The sequence below is a fragment of the Magnetospirillum moscoviense genome, assembly GCF_001650635.1.
Classification (GTDB): Bacteria; Pseudomonadota; Alphaproteobacteria; order Rhodospirillales; family Magnetospirillaceae; genus Magnetospirillum; species Magnetospirillum moscoviense.
The window spans coordinates 19,620-34,009 of record NZ_LWQU01000075.1 but is presented as its reverse complement, the minus strand read 5'-3'; the positions used below and the strand labels follow the sequence as shown (position 1 = coordinate 34,009).

Here is a 14,390-nt window from a genome sequence, read left to right as displayed (position 1 = left end):
CGGAAGGTTTGTCTATCGTGTCACCGCCACCACCGGGCAGAAGCGCCCGTTTGATCAGCGCCATTTCGGAACCGGCACGCATGCCGGCCGTGATTTCTTCGCTATATCTGCTTGCCGGCCTGGGTGGGATGGCGGTGTTTGCCGAGCCTGTGCCCGTGGCGGCCAGCGGCTGGCTGGTCGCGTCGGCCGCCTTCATGTTCCTTCTGCTCAAGCACCTGATGCTACGGGGCGACAATCTGGCGGCCTCGCGGGCGCGGCGCCTGCAGCGTTCGGCCGCCACCAGCCTGGACACCATGATGGTGACCCTGGGCGACGGACTGGCCCTGACCGATTCGGCCGGCATCATCCGCCACGTCAACCCCGCTTTCTCGCGCCTGTTCGGCTATCCGCCGGCCAACGCCATCGGCGAACCGCTGGAAGGATTGCTGGCCGCCCCGCATGGCGACCAATTGCGCGAACGCCTGCGCGCCCACAATTCGGACGCCACCTCGGGCTTCCTCAATGGCCGCCTTGAGGTGGTGGCCAGGCGCCAGGACGGAACCGCCTTCCCGGCCGAATTGTCGCTGTCTGAAATGGAACAAGATGCCGAGCGCGGTTTCGTCGTGCTGTTCCACGACATCACCGCCCGCAAGAAGGCCGCCACCCGCCTGTACGTGGCCGAGAAAGTGCTGGAATGCACCAAGGAAGGCGTGATGGTCACCGACCGCCGCGGCACCATGCTGTGGGTCAACCACGCTTTTTGCACCATTTCCGGCTACGACCGCGACGAAGTCCTGGGCGCCAATGCCCGCCTGTTGAAGTCGGGCCTGCAAGGCCCGGAATTCTATAAGGCGATGTGGGGCGCCATCCGCGAACAGGGCGAGTGGGAAGGCGAGATCTGGAACCGCCGCAAGAATGGCGAAGCCTATCCCGAATGGCTGTCGATTCGCGCCATCGCCGACGAGTCCGGCCAGATCACCCGCTATGTCGGGGTGTTTTCCGACATCTCGCGCAACAAGCAGGCGGAAGAGACCATCCGCACCCTGACCTATATCGACCCGGTCACCGCCCTGCCCAACCGCCACCTGTTCACCGACCGCCTGACCCAGGCGCTGGAACGCGCCCCCCGGGCCGGCACCCTGACCGCCCTGGTGATGATCGGGTTGGACCGCTTCAAGCAGATCAACGAAACCCTGGGTCACCAGACCGGCGACCTGGTCCTGCGCGCCGTCGCCGACCGGCTGGGCGCAGCACTTCGCACCGAGGACACCATCGCCCGCCTGCGCGGCGACACCTTCTGCTGCCTGCTGTCGGACCTGGACGCAATCCACGACATCCATCCGGTGCTGGGCCGGCTGCGGGCGTCGTTCGACACCGCCTTCGAGGCGTCTGGCCAGGAAATATTCGTTTCCGCCGCCTTCGGCATCACCCTGGCCCCGGCCGACGGCAACGAGCCCGACGATCTGGTGCGCAAGGCGGAAACCGCCATGAACCGCTCGAAGGAAGGGGCGGAACGGCTTTACCAGTTCTACACCCCGGAAATGCACGCCCACTCGGTCGAGCGCCTAGGGATCGAGACCGAACTGCGCCGCGCCATCGAGCGCGGCCAGCTCGAGGTCCATTACCAGGCCAAGGCCAAGAGTTGCGGCACCATCACCGGGGCCGAGGCGTTGCTGCGCTGGACCCATCCGGTGTTCGGGCGGGTGCCGCCGACCCAGTTCATCCCCATCGCCGAGGAAAACGGCCTGATCTTGACCATCGGGGCCTGGGTCTTGCAACAGGTCTGCCGCCAGATGGTCCAGTGGAAGCAAGACGGCCTGGCCCCGGTCAAGATCGCCGTCAACCTGTCGGCCCACCAGCTGCACCAGGCCGACCTGGCCGAACGCATCCAGGCCATGGTCGGCGAATACGGCGTCGATCCGTTCCTGTTGGAACTGGAAGTGACCGAAAGTGCGGTGATGAGCCACGCCGAGCGCGCCATCGCCACCCTGGAGGCCCTGCACCGGGCGGGCTTCTCGGTGGCCATCGACGATTTCGGCACCGGCTATTCGTCGCTGTCCTATCTGAAGAAATTCCCGGTCGATACCTTGAAGATCGACCGCTCGTTCGTCCACGACATCGACGTCAACCCGGCCTCAAGCGAGATCGTCGCCGCCATCGTGGCGCTCAGCCATTCCTTGAAGCTGACGGTGGTCGCCGAAGGGGTCGAAACGGCGGCGCAGCTGGCCTGCCTGAATGCCATCGGCTGCGACCTGATCCAGGGCTATCATTTCGCCCGTCCGGTCGATCCGGCAGGCTTCGCCGACTGCCTAAGGCTGGGCCGCCTGCCCGGCGGGTTGCCGGCTGTCGGGGTTTCGTGAAAAAGTCCCTCGGCTTCGCCTCGGTGTACTTTTTCACGAGCGACACCGGCTGTCGGGGCCGTATAGCTGGCGGGCGCGCTTTTCGAACGACGCCACCATCAGCTTGACCGCCTCGTTGAACAGCGCCCCGATCATCTTCTGCAACAGCTTCGAGCGGAACTCGAAATCGACGTAGAAATCGATCCGCGTGCCGCCATCCTCGGTCGGCTCGAAGATCCAATGATTGTTGAGGCGCTGGAACGGCCCCTCGGTATAGGTGACGTCGATGCGGCGATTAACCGGGTCCAAGTTAACCTTCGAGGTATAACGCTCGCGGATCAGCTTGAAGCCGATCACCAGATCGGCGAAGAAGACGTTGCCGTCTCGCTTCCTGATGCGGGCGCCGACGCACCACGGCAGGAATTCCGGGTAACGTTCGACGTCGGCGACCAGCCCGAACAATTGTTCGGGGCTGTGCGGCATCTCGCGCTTTTCGGCGTGGGTCGGCACACTCGTCCCCTAGCCGGCCATCAAGGCGGCGCGGGCGGCCTTCAACTCGGCGAAATCGCGATCGGCGTGGTGCGACGAGCGGGTCAGTGGCGAGGCCGACACCATCAAGAAGCCCTTGGAACGGGCCACCTTCTTGAAATCCTCGAACTCGTCGGGGGTGACGAAGCGATCGACGGCGACATGCTTCAGGGTCGGCTGCAGATACTGGCCGATGGTAATGAAATCGATGCCGGCCGAGCGCATGTCGTCCATCACCTGCAACACCTCGGCCCGGGTCTCGCCCAGACCGACCATGATGCCGGACTTGGTGAAGCAGGAAGGCTCGACTTCCTTGACCCGCTGCAGCAGGCGCAGCGAGTCGAAATAGCGCGCCCCCGGGCGGATGCCGGGATAAAGGCGCGGCACCGTTTCCAGATTGTGGTTGAACACGTCGGGCCGGGCGGCGGCGACGCGATCGATGGCGCCCTTCTTGTCGCGGAAATCCGGCGTCAGCACCTCGATGGTGCAGTCCGGGCTGGTGGCGCGGATGCGTTCGATGCAGGCGACGAACTGGCCGGCGCCACCGTCATCCAGATCGTCGCGGTCGACCGAGGTGATCACCACATGCTTCAAGCCCATGGATCGCACGCTGTCGGCGAGGTTCTCGGGCTCCAGCAGATCAAGGGCGCCCTTGGGGTTGCCGGTCTTGACGTTGCAAAACGCGCAGGCCCGGGTGCAGGTGTCGCCCAGGATCATGAAGGTGGCGTGGCGATGCTTCCAGCACTCGCCGATATTCGGGCAAGCCGCTTCTTCGCACACCGTATGCAGATTCTTGTCGCGCATCAGGCGGCGCACCTCGGCGGCCTCGGCCGAGGTCGGCGCCTTGACGCGAATCCACTCAGGCTTTCGGGGCGAAGGGTTATCCGGCTTCCTGGCCTTTTCCGGATGGCGAAGAACGGGTTTGTCGGTCATGGCTTGGATATGGTCCCGCAAGGGGGTGGCGGTCAAGAAAATCTCGCCCCAGGCGTTGAACGTCTGGCGTGTGATTGAACGGGGCGCGAGGCCCCGTTCCCTTTTCCGTCACCCTCGGGCTTGACCCGAGGGTCCACGCGTTGGGGTGCAAAACTCATTTGAAACAATGAAATAGGCGGCCCCGCGTGGATGCCCGCGTCAAGCGCGGGCATGACGAATGCGGGCATCTGCCCCTAGATATGGATCGCCCGGCCGTAGGCGTCCAGGACCGCCTCGTGCATCATTTCCGACAGAGTCGGATGCGGGAAGACGGTGTGCATCAGCTCGGCCTCGGTGGTTTCCAGGGTCTTGGCCACGGTATAGCCCTGGATCATCTCGGTGACCTCGGCGCCGATCATGTGGGCGCCCAAAAGCTCGCCGGTACGCGCGTCGAACACCGTCTTGATCATCCCCTCGGTCTCGCCCAGGGCGATGGCCTTGCCGTTGCCGATGAACGGGAAGCGGCCGACCTTGACTTGATAGCCCTTATCCTTGGCCTTCTTCTCGGTCATGCCGACGCTGGCCACCTGGGGATGGCAATAGGTGCAGCCGGGAATCTTCATCATTTCCAGCGGATGCACATCCCGAAGGCCGGCGATCTTTTCGATGCAGATCACCGCCTCGTGGCTGGCCTTGTGCGCCAGCCATGGCGGGGCGGTCAGGTCGCCGATGGCGTAAACGCCGGGCTCGTCGGTGGCGCACCACTGGTCGGTGACCACATGGCCCTTCTCGACTTTGATCTTGGTGCCTTCCAGGCCGATATTCTCGATATTGGCGACGATGCCGACGGCGGAAATCACCCGGTCGACGACGATGTCTTCAAGCTTGCCGGCGGCTTCGACCTGCACCGTCACCGTGCCCGCCGCCTTCTTCACGCCCTTGACGGTGGCGCCGGTCAGGATGCGCATGCCCTGCTTCTCGAAGGATTTGCGGGCGAAGGCGGAGATTTCCTCGTCCTCCACCGGCAGCACGCGGTCCATCATCTCGACCACCGTGACCTCGGAACCCAGCGCGTTGAAGAAGCTGGCGAACTCGATGCCGATGGCGCCCGAGCCGATGACCAACAGCCGCTTGGGCATGGTCTGGGGCACCAGGGCTTCCTTGTAGGTCCACACCGAATCCTGGTCGGGCTCCAGGCCGGGCAGCACGCGGGCGCGGGCACCGGTGGCCAGGATGATGTGCTTGGCCGAAAGCGTGGCCGGATTGGCGCCCTCGACGGCGACCTTGCCCTTGCCCGCCAGCTTGCCGTGGCCGTCGAACACCGTGACCTTGTTCTTCTTCAGCAGGCCCTTGACGCCGGCATTCAGCTGCTTCGACACACCGCGCGAGCGGGCCACGATCTTGGCCAGGTCGAACGAGGCGCCGGGCGCGGCCAAACCGTAGGATTCGGCGTGCTTCATGGTGCGGAAGATGTCGGCCGAGCGCAGCAAGGCCTTGGTCGGGATGCAGCCCCAATTGAGACAGATGCCGCCCAGATGCTCGCGCTCGACCAGACCGGTCTTCATCCCCAGCTGGGCGGCGCGGATCGCCGCCACATAGCCGCCGGGACCGCCGCCGATCACCACCACGTCGAAGTTGTTGTCAGACATTGAAGCCTCCGAGAAAACCTATTCCTTGGAACCAGGGAAGAAGGCGACCAGGCGGCCGTCAACGTCCAGATCGTGCAGATCGCCCAACCGCCACAGATGCAGGCCCATCATCTCGCGAAAGGCCCCCAGCATCTGGTAGAAGCGATAGGACGGCATGGAAAAGCGCCGGCCGGACTTCTTGTCCCAGGTCTCGGCCAGATCCAGATATTTGCGGCATGCCGCCTTCATCGCCAGCAGGTCGTCGGCACCCAAGGCGTCGGCCGGCAGCATCTCGCCGGTTTCGCCGATCAGGCGCCGAAGGTCGGCGATGGCGCGGTAGCAGCGTTCCTGCTCCTCGGCCAGCAGCATCTGCTCGCCGAACAGGGCGCTGCCGCCGATCATGTCGATCAGGCCGGCGACCAATTGGCTTTCGGCCGCCGAGGGATGGCTTTCGGGCAGGGCCGGCATGGCGGCCAACGGACGGTCGAGGTCGCGGACACGAAATCGCATGCTCAGGCCTCCACCGCCAAGGGCCGCCAGGCCTGGTCCATGTCGAACATCAGATCGTGGTCGGCGACGTAACGCCACAGGAAGGCGGAAAAGTCGCCCTGGAACTCGGCCTCGATGAAAGCCTCCATGGCGGCGGCCTTGGCCTGGTACACCGGCATCAGGTCGAAGCACCAATCGGGACCCCGGCGGCTGGCGCGCAGCGTGGTGCCGTCATCTTCGCCGGCAACGACGCGGCGAACCAGGCGGTTGCCGTCCTCGTCCAGGCCGTGATGCTCGCCGATGGCCGATTCGTCCAGCAGGGCGTCGAGATAGGGGAAAGCGGTGAAGGCCATCAGGAACAGCCCGGCCGGCGGGGCATCGGCCAGCGAGGCCGGCTCGGGCATGCCGCGCAGGCGGATGACGAAGAACCGGGTCAAGGGATCGCGCGCCGACAGGGCCGCCCGGTCGTCGGCGGCGTAGATGCGGGCCAGTTCAGCCCCCCATTGCAGGCAACCGCCGAACAACAGCCGCTCGGCCGCGTGCATGCGGCCGCCGGCCATATGTTCCTTCAGGGTCTCGAAACCCTGACGGATGCCCGGCATGATGCGAGCAACCTCGTCCTTGTCCATGTCGATGCTCCTCCCTCCCCCTTCTGGCCTAAAGCAGCATCGACAGCGGATCCTCGATCAGCTTCTTGAAGGCGGCCAGGAACTCGGCGCCGACCGCCCCGTCGATGACCCGATGGTCCACCGACAGCGTGCAGGTCATCACCGTCGCAATCGCCAACGCGCCGGCCTTGACCACCGGGCGCTGCTCGCCGGCACCGACCGCCAGGATCGCTCCTTGCGGCGGGTTGATGATGGCGGCGAAGTCCTTGACCCCATACATGCCCAGGTTCGAGATGGTGAAGCCGCCGCCCTGGAATTCTTCGGGCTTCAGCTTGTTGTCCTTGGCCTTGCCGGCCAGTTCCTTCATCTCGGCCGAAATCGAGGCCAGGCCCTTGTGGTCGGCATGGCGGATGATCGGAGTGATCAGGCCGGCCGGCGTGGCCACCGCCACCGAGACATCGACATCGGTATAGCGCTTGATCGCGTCCTCGCCCCAACTGGCGTTGGCGGCGGGCACCTTCTTCAAGGCCAGGGCGACGGCGCGGATGACGAAATCGTTGACCGACAGCTTGTAGGCATCGGACCGGCCGTTCAGTTCGGACCGGACCTTCAACAGGGCGTCCAACTCGCAATCGATCGACAGATAGAAATGCGGGATGGTCGCCTTGGCCTCGGTCAGGCGCCGGGCGATGACCTTGCGCATGGTCGAGTTGGGGATTTCCTCGAAGGCCGGCTCGAACGGATTGGCTGCGGCCGGCGCAGGCGCCGGCTTGGGTGCGGCGGGGGCAGCGGCGGCAGCCGTCGGGGCGGGCTTGCCCCCCCCCCCGGCCTTGGCCTTCTCGACGTCGGCCTTGACGATGCGGCCATGGGGGCCAGAGCCTGCGACCGCCTTCAGGTCGATGCCGGCATCGGCGGCGATGCGCTTGGCCAGCGGGCTGGCGAAGACGCGCGAGCCGGAATGGGCCGCCCTCTCCCCCTGCCCCTCTCCCGCAAGCGGGCGAGAGGGGATGGCGCTCCCTCCATCGCCCGCTTGCGGGAGAGGGAGGGCTGGGGTGGGAGAGGGCTTGGCCTTGATGTCGGCGGCACTTTCGCCTTCGGCCAGGATCACGCCGATCAGGGTGTTGACGGCAACGCCCGAGGTACCGGCGGGCACCACGATCTTGCCCAGCACGCCCTCATCGACCGCCTCGAACTCCATGGTGGCCTTGTCGGTTTCGATCTCGGCCAAAACGTCGCCGGACTTGACGGCATCGCCTTCCGCCTTCAGCCAGCGGGCCAAGGTGCCTTCGGTCATGGTCGGCGACAGCGCCGGCATCAGGATTTCGATGGGCATGAGCGCTGTCCCCCTTAAGCGTAGCAGACCTTGCGGGCAGCGTCGGCGACGCCTTCCACGGTCGGCAGATACATCCGTTCCAGATTGGCGGCATAGGGCATCGGCACGTCGGCGCCGCACACCCGCACCACCGGCGCGTCCAGCCAGTCGAAGCAATGCTCCATCATCAGCGCGGCGATTTCCGAACCGATGCCGGCATAGGCCCAACCTTCCTCGACGCTGACGATACGGTTGGTCTTCTTGACCGAGGCGACGATGGTGCCGATGTCGATGGGGCGCAGCGAGCGCAGGTTGATCACCTCGGCCTCGATGCCGTCCTTTTCCAGCAGGGCGGCGGCTTCCAGGGCGACGCCGACCATGCGCGAATAGGTGACGATGGTGACGCGGTCGCCGCTGCGCTCGATCTTGGCCTTGCCGATCGGAAGGATGAAATCCGGGTCGTCGGGCACGTCGAAGCTCTGGCCGTACAGGATCTCGTTTTCCAGCACCACCACCGGGTTGGGATCGCGGATGGCGGCCTTCAACAGGCCCTTGGCGTCGGCGGCCGACCACGGTGCCACCACCTTCAAGCCCGGGCAATGGGCGTACCACGAGGCGAAGTCCTGGCTGTGCTGGGCACCGACCCTGGACGCCGCGCCGTTGGGGCCGCGGAACACGATGGAACAGGGCTGCTGGCCGCCGGACATGTAAAGGGTCTTGGCGGCGGAATTGATGACGTGGTCGATGGCCTGCATCGAGAAGTTCATGGTCATGAACTCGACGATCGGCTTCAGGCCGGCGAAGCCGGCACCGACCGCCAGGCCGGCGAAGCCCATTTCGGTGATCGGGGTATCGATGACTCGCTTGCCCCCGAATTCGTCCAGCAGACCCTGGCTGACCTTGTAGGCGCCCTGGTACTGGGCAACTTCCTCGCCCAGCAGGAACACCGATTCGTCGCGGCGCATTTCCTCGGCCATGGCGTCGCGCAGGGCTTCGCGCACGGTCTGGCGGGTGAACTTGTCATAGACCTTCTCGCCCTCGGCCGGCTTGGGCGGCACGGCCGGCATGCACGACGGCACCGGGCCGGAATGGGGCACCGGCACGCAGGACGGGCCGGCATTCTCCATTACCTTGTCCATGGCGGCGGCGACATCGGTCTCGCCCTCTTCCAGCAGCACGGCGATGGGGGTGTTGACCGCCACGCCGTCGGTGCCGGCCGGCACCAGGATGCGGCCGATGCGCCCCTCGTCCACCGCTTCCATTTCCATGGTCGCCTTGTCGGTCTCGATTTCGGCCATGACGTCGCCGGACTTGACCACGTCGCCTTCGTTCTTCAACCATCGGGCCAGCTTGCCCTCGGTCATGGTCGGCGACAGCGCCGGCATCAGGATTTCGATAGCCATCGTCGTTTCCCCCTAGGCTTCGATCAACACGTCGGTCCACAGTTCGCTCGCATCGGGCTCGGGGCTCGATTGCGCGAACTCGGCCGCCTCGGTGACGATGGCCTTGACCTCGCGGTCCAGCTCTTTCAGCGTCGCCTCGTCGGTCATGCCGGCGGCCAACATCTTGGCCTTCAGCGTGTCGATGGGGTCGTGCTGCTCGCGCATCTTGGTCACCTCCTCCTTGGTCCGGTACTTGGCCGGGTCGGACATCGAGTGACCACGATAGCGGTAGGTCTTCATTTCCAGGATGTAAGGCCCCTCGCCCGAACGGGCATGGTCCAGGGCGCGAAGCGCGGCTTCGTGCACCGCCTCGACGCTCATGCCATCGACCGCCTCGCCAGGAATGCCATAGGCGCTTCCGCGCTTGAACAGCTCGGTGCCGGCGGCGTGGCGCTCGGACGAGGTGCCCATGGCGTACTTGTTGTTCTCGATGACATAGACCACCGGCAGCTTCCACAGGGCGGCCATGTTGAAGCTTTCATAGACCTGGCCCTGGTTCAGCGCGCCGTCGCCCAGATAGACGTGGCAGACGCCGTTGTCGCTGGAATATTTGTGGGCGAAGCCCAGGCCGGTGCCGATCGGCACCTGGGCGCCGACGATGCCGTGGCCGCCATAGAAGCGCTTCTCGCGGCTGAACATGTGCATCGAGCCGCCCTTGCCGCGCGAATAGCCGCCCGACCGCCCGGTCAGCTCGGCCATCACCCCTTTGGGGTCCATGCCGCAGACCAGCATCTGGCCGTGATCGCGATAGGACGTGATCACCGAATCGGTGTCGCCAGCCGCCGATTGCATGCCGACCACCACCGCTTCCTGGCCGATATAGAGATGGCAGAAGCCGCCGATCAGACCCATACCGTAAAGCTGGCCGGCCTTTTCCTCGAAGCGGCGAATCAGCAGCATGTCGCGGTACCAGCGGTTTAGCTGAGCCGCACTCGGCTCCGCCCCCTTGGCCTTGCGTTTCGCGGGTGTAGCCATGTGTCCTCCCTACCGGTCAACCGAGCTGATTTTTCAAGATGGGTAAAGGATGCTCACCTATTTTGCAAGAACTATCGCATTCAATTTTTCTTGTTTTGCAATGCGGTATGGCTGCTTAACCTGTTTTCGGTTATCTTGATCTTCCCGTCACTTCGGGTAGTTAGCGGGTGGTGCAGTGCAGCATCGGCGCCCGCGGCCGCCATAGCTTCGCATATCGGGTGACAATGGTTGAATTGAAAGGGCCGACTTTCGGGCTTTTCGCCCTTTCCCCCTATGCTATAGTCGTATCGGAGTAGGCGGCGGGCCTCTCCGTCTGGCAAGTGCTTTCCGGGAAACGTTTCTAATATGCACGGACCTGGGTGATGACCCTTACCTGGATCGCACAGCGCCTTTTCATTCCGTTGTTCGGGATGGTTTTGCTGGCGCTTCTGTGGCTGACCATTGTGGCCCAGGACCGCCGGGCAGAGGCGCTCAACACCGCCACCTTCCTGCTTGAGCTGACCAACTATTCCCGTCTGCTGGAATCCCACACCCACAGCATCATTCGCGGCCTGGATCAGGTGGTCACCCACATGAAGGCCGAGTACGAGGACAACCCCACCGGGTTCGACCTGAAGGCGATGGTGGCCCGCAGCCCGATCCTGGCGGGATTGTCGGTCCAGGTGGGCATCATCGGATCCGACGGCTTCTTGATGATCTCGACCGCACCGATATCCGGCCGGGTCTATCTGGGCGACCGCGAACATTTCACCATCCATCAAGGCCAGGACGATGGTCGATTGTTCGTCAGCAAGCCGGTGCTGGGCCGCGCCTCGGGCAAGTGGTCGATCCAGCTGACGCGGCGGCTGAACAAGCCGGACGGCAGCTTCGCCGGGGTGATGGTGGTGTCGCTGTCGCCCGACTACATCACCGACATCTACCGCCAGATCGATCTGGGCCGCGACGCCGCCATCGTGGTGGTCGGCCGCGACGGCATCCAGCGGGCCCGCGCCGCCGGCGACGACCGCACGCCAGGCCAATCCATCATCGACACCCCCTATTTCACCAAGCTGTGGGACCAGCGCGAAGGCGTCGTCGAAGGCGCCATCGCCTCGGACGGGATGGCCCATATCGGCGCCTTCCGCCAGATGGCCGACTTCCCGCTGGCGGTGATCGTCAGCCGCCCGCAAACGGCCATGGCCGAGATCCATGCCCACGAACACACGCTGTTCCTGGCCACCGGCATCGGCGGGTCGGTGCTGCTGCTGGCCGGGTCGGCGCTGCTGCTGATGCTGGCGCTGCGCCAGCAATCCACCGAGGCCAACCTGCGCCAGCGCGAGCGCGAATTGATCGCGGCGCGCAACGACCTTGAACGGCGCAACCGCGACATGGAACAGTTCACCGAGGTCCTGGCCCACCATCTGCAAGAGCCGGTACGTCTGCAGATGGCCTTTGCCGCCCGCCTGCAGAAAATGCTGGGCCTGTCGGCAAACGACGAGGCGTCCAAGGCCTTGGGCCATGTGGTCAACGGCGCCACCCGCCTGCGTGCGCTGTTGCGCGACGTCCAGCTTTACCTGGCGGTCGGCATGCTGCCGCCGGCCCATTCTCCCGCCGATAGCGAAATGGTGCTGGATTCCAGTCTGGTCCGAATGAATCAGGTGTTGGCCGCCGCCGGCGCCGAGGTTCGCCGCACGCGCCTGCCGCCCGCCATCATCGACCAAAACCGCCTGGTCGATATATTCTGCGCCCTGATCGAGAACGCCGCCACCCATCACCATCCCGACCAGGCCCCACTCATCGAGGTCTCGGCCCGCCTAGATGACGGCATGGCGATCTTTTCGGTATCGGATAGCGGCCCCGGCATCCCCGAGGAGTTCCGCGAGCGGGTGTTCAGGGTGTTCGAACGCCTGAATCCCGAGAACGGCAAGGCGGGGACCGGCATCGGGCTTCCCTTGGTCAAGAAAATCGTCGAGGCGGCCGGGGGGCGCGTGTGGATAGAATCCTCGGCCAGCGGCGGCGCCTGCGTGCGCTTCGCCCTGCCGGTGCGATCGGAGTAGACGCATGCAAAGCAACAGTGATTCCCGTTTCAACATCCTGATCGTCGATGACGAGCCGGGCGACATCGATCTGGTCCGGCTGGCTCTGGCCGAGGGGCGGTTCCTGTGCCACACGATGGTCGCCATCAACGGCAAGGAGGCGATGGCGGTCCTGCGCCGGGAAGCGCCGCGTTTCACCGACGCCCCCACCCCGGACCTGGTCCTGCTGGATCTGAACATGCCGCAGATGAACGGCCGCGAGGTGCTGCGGGCGATGAAGGAGGACCCGCTTCTCGCCAATATTCCGGTGGTGGTGCTGACCACCTCTGACGTCGAGCGCGACATCGTTGCGTCCTATGACCTGGGGGCCTCGGGCTATATCACCAAGCCGGTCGATATGGACCAGTTGTTCCGCGACATTCATTCGGTCGAGGAATATTGGTTCTGTGCCGTGCGGCGCCCGCCGCGCAATTGAACAAATCCCCGCGGCGCCCGCCGCGCAATTGAACAAATCCCCGCGGCGCCCGCCGCGCAATTGAACAGATCCCCCTAACGCCAGAACGGATCCAGCTTGCGCAGGCGGCGCCACGCCGCCTCGGCCTCGGACAACAAGATCGGTCGGCGCGATTCGTGCCAGCCGGCGACCAGACCGGCGGCCCAGGCGGCACGCCCGCTTTGATGGGCGGCGCACAGGCGCGGCACCGCCACCGCGATGTCGTTCAACTGCCCCAGATGATCCTGCAACTCGGACAAGGCCGACAGGAATATCTGGGTGGACGGCACAGCGAACAACGAGGCCAGGAAATCGCCGCCATAGCGCAGCTGCTTGCCCAGGATGCGAACCTGATGGCGCTGCTCGGCCGACAAATCCAGCAAAGAGCGCCCGGCCGCCTTGGCCAGGCGTTTCAACCGCTTGTTCAGCGTGCGCCGGGCGAAGGCCACCACCCGCTCGGCCTCGGCCCCGGACCAGTCCAACGTCTCGATCCAATGGCCCAGGCGCAGCAGCAGCATGGTATAGCGCGGATCGGCCACCGCGTCGCAGGCGGCCTGGAAGTCGCGGTCTCGCGCCTCGCGCCAGTGGCGCTCGACCTGGGCCAGGCTGCGCTCGGCCGGATGGTCGGCGATCACCGGCCCCAGGATCTCCGACAAGAACACGTCACCGTCGCGGGCCGGCCCCAGCACGCCCAGCAGCCAGCGCATCTCGGCCACCAGCGGTTCGGGGCAGGCCGCCGGCAGCGCCGGCCGGAATACCTTGAGGGCCGAGCGCAGACGGCGCAGCGCCACCCGCATCTGGTGAATCGCCTCGGGGTCGCGGGATTCCAGCAGGGCCGGCCGATTGGCCAGCAATTGGTGCAGGCAGCTGCGCGCGATGGTCATGAAGGCCTGGCCGACCGATTGCTTGCCCTTCAAGACGATCGCCTTGGCCTTGACCGGCCCCGGCACGCGGCCATCCGCCAGGGCATGGCCGCGATCGGATTTGCTGAGCGTGGTCAGCCCCACCGGCACATGCTCGGCGATCAGCAGGGCGGCGGCGAACAGATGGCCGGGGCCGCCCTTGATCAGCTCCAGCTCGATCTCATTGATCGGCTGGCTGTGCTCGCCGGCCACCACCGCGCCGTGATCCAGGGCCAGCTCGGCTTGCCAGTCAGCGCCGCCGACCTGGCACAAGCGGCGGCGGATGTCGGTGCGAAACAAGGCGGTCAGGCGCTCTTCCAGGCCCGGTTCGGCCAGGGCGGCCAGGCCGGCCTCGGCCGCCAGGTCCAGGCGCGGGCGGTCGCCCTCGATGGCGGTTTCCCACTCGGGCCGATGAAACAGCCCACCGGCCGCCACCCCCGCCCCCTTGACGGTCTGAATGCGGGCGTCGCCGACCTTGCGGACCCGAAGGCCGATGCCGGCGGCCGCCAGGGTGCGCTCGGGCGTGTCGAAATAGGTGGTGACCTGGTGGACCGACCGCATCGGCCCCGCCGGCGCGCCCAGTTTGGACCGCAGCCGCGCCACCCGCGCCAGATCGTCGGCTGCGACGACCAACTTGAGCTCGATCTCCCCGTTGCTCATGCCCCCCTCCGGCCGATGCCATTAAGGAAGTATGAACCGCTTCCGGTCATTCTTGCCAATGACATTATCGGCTGGCGGCACTTGAACGATCCCAAAATCGCAGGCAAG

12 protein-coding genes are annotated in these 14,390 nt (G+C 65.5%); 3 read left to right on the top strand and 9 right to left on the bottom strand.

The window, feature by feature from the left end; genetic code table 11:
• Positions 1-89 precede the first annotated feature (89 nt).
• Positions 90-2,339, top strand: a complete 2,250-nt coding sequence (locus tag A6A05_RS03740; protein ID WP_216635739.1) for a putative bifunctional diguanylate cyclase/phosphodiesterase — start codon at positions 90-92, stop codon at positions 2,337-2,339.
• 33 nt (positions 2,340-2,372) lie between these two features.
• On the opposite strand, the gene A6A05_RS03735 is transcribed toward A6A05_RS03740, so the two are convergent.
• The 8 genes from A6A05_RS03735 to pdhA form a co-directional block, all read right to left on the bottom strand.
• Positions 2,373-2,828, bottom strand: coding sequence for a type II toxin-antitoxin system RatA family toxin (locus A6A05_RS03735; protein ID WP_068497592.1), 456 nt, complete (start codon positions 2,826-2,828; stop codon positions 2,373-2,375).
• Positions 2,829-2,837: 9 nt separating this feature from the next.
• Positions 2,838-3,779: a lipoyl synthase gene (gene lipA / locus A6A05_RS03730; protein ID WP_068497648.1), complete on the bottom strand. Its 942-nt coding sequence runs from the start codon at positions 3,777-3,779 to the stop codon at positions 2,838-2,840.
• A gap of 233 nt (positions 3,780-4,012) precedes the next feature.
• The gene (lpdA, locus tag A6A05_RS03725) at positions 4,013-5,407 is read right to left on the bottom strand and encodes a dihydrolipoyl dehydrogenase (RefSeq protein WP_068497590.1); all 1,395 of its coding nucleotides are present in this window, start codon (positions 5,405-5,407) and stop codon (positions 4,013-4,015) included.
• An 18-nt stretch (positions 5,408-5,425) separates the two neighbouring features.
• A complete protein-coding gene (locus A6A05_RS03720; protein ID WP_068497588.1) occupies positions 5,426-5,896 on the bottom strand; it encodes a hypothetical protein in 471 nt (156 codons plus the stop codon).
• A 2-nt stretch (positions 5,897-5,898) separates the two neighbouring features.
• A complete protein-coding gene (locus A6A05_RS03715) occupies positions 5,899-6,504 on the bottom strand; it encodes a hypothetical protein (RefSeq protein ID WP_068497586.1) in 606 nt (201 codons plus the stop codon).
• Between the two features lie 28 nt (positions 6,505-6,532).
• The gene (locus A6A05_RS03710) at positions 6,533-7,816 is read right to left on the bottom strand and encodes a pyruvate dehydrogenase complex dihydrolipoamide acetyltransferase (RefSeq protein WP_068497584.1); all 1,284 of its coding nucleotides are present in this window, start codon (positions 7,814-7,816) and stop codon (positions 6,533-6,535) included.
• A 14-nt stretch (positions 7,817-7,830) separates the two neighbouring features.
• Positions 7,831-9,198: a pyruvate dehydrogenase complex E1 component subunit beta gene (locus tag A6A05_RS03705; RefSeq protein ID WP_068497579.1), complete on the bottom strand. Its 1,368-nt coding sequence runs from the start codon at positions 9,196-9,198 to the stop codon at positions 7,831-7,833.
• Positions 9,199-9,210: 12 nt separating this feature from the next.
• On the bottom strand, positions 9,211-10,212 hold the full coding sequence (pdhA, locus tag A6A05_RS03700; protein WP_068497578.1) for a pyruvate dehydrogenase (acetyl-transferring) E1 component subunit alpha: 1,002 nt from the start codon (positions 10,210-10,212) through the stop codon (positions 9,211-9,213).
• 362 nt (positions 10,213-10,574) lie between these two features.
• On the opposite strand from pdhA, the gene A6A05_RS03695 reads away from it, so the two are divergent.
• Together A6A05_RS03695 and A6A05_RS03690 are read left to right on the top strand one after the other, a co-directional pair.
• Positions 10,575-12,248 (top strand): sensor histidine kinase, encoded by a 1,674-nt coding sequence (locus tag A6A05_RS03695; protein WP_068497577.1) that lies wholly within the window; start codon positions 10,575-10,577, stop codon positions 12,246-12,248.
• Between the two features lie 4 nt (positions 12,249-12,252).
• Positions 12,253-12,702 (top strand): response regulator, encoded by a 450-nt coding sequence (locus tag A6A05_RS03690; protein ID WP_068497576.1) that lies wholly within the window; start codon positions 12,253-12,255, stop codon positions 12,700-12,702.
• 74 nt (positions 12,703-12,776) lie between these two features.
• Here the strand turns inward: A6A05_RS03690 and A6A05_RS03685 are convergent, their stop codons facing one another.
• Positions 12,777-14,282, bottom strand: a complete 1,506-nt coding sequence (locus A6A05_RS03685) for a CYTH and CHAD domain-containing protein (RefSeq protein WP_068497575.1) — start codon at positions 14,280-14,282, stop codon at positions 12,777-12,779.
• Positions 14,283-14,390 lie beyond the last annotated feature (108 nt).

Bases quoted from the DNA above. Each gene is read 5' to 3' on its own strand.
- lipA (WP_068497648.1), bottom strand. From the start codon at position 3,779: ATGACCGACAAACCCGTTCTTCGCCATCCGGAAAAGGCCAGGAAGCCG.
- A6A05_RS03685 (WP_068497575.1), bottom strand. From the start codon at position 14,282: ATGAGCAACGGGGAGATCGAGCTCAAGTTGGTCGTCGCAGCCGACGAT.
- pdhA (WP_068497578.1), bottom strand. From the start codon at position 10,212: ATGGCTACACCCGCGAAACGCAAGGCCAAGGGGGCGGAGCCGAGTGCG.
- A6A05_RS03690 (WP_068497576.1), top strand. From the start codon at position 12,253: ATGCAAAGCAACAGTGATTCCCGTTTCAACATCCTGATCGTCGATGAC.
- lpdA (WP_068497590.1), bottom strand. From the start codon at position 5,407: ATGTCTGACAACAACTTCGACGTGGTGGTGATCGGCGGCGGTCCCGGC.
- A6A05_RS03715 (WP_068497586.1), bottom strand. From the start codon at position 6,504: ATGGACAAGGACGAGGTTGCTCGCATCATGCCGGGCATCCGTCAGGGT.
- A6A05_RS03705 (WP_068497579.1), bottom strand. From the start codon at position 9,198: ATGGCTATCGAAATCCTGATGCCGGCGCTGTCGCCGACCATGACCGAG.
- A6A05_RS03720 (WP_068497588.1), bottom strand. From the start codon at position 5,896: ATGCGATTTCGTGTCCGCGACCTCGACCGTCCGTTGGCCGCCATGCCG.
- A6A05_RS03695 (WP_068497577.1), top strand. From the start codon at position 10,575: ATGACCCTTACCTGGATCGCACAGCGCCTTTTCATTCCGTTGTTCGGG.
- A6A05_RS03710 (WP_068497584.1), bottom strand. From the start codon at position 7,816: ATGCCCATCGAAATCCTGATGCCGGCGCTGTCGCCGACCATGACCGAA.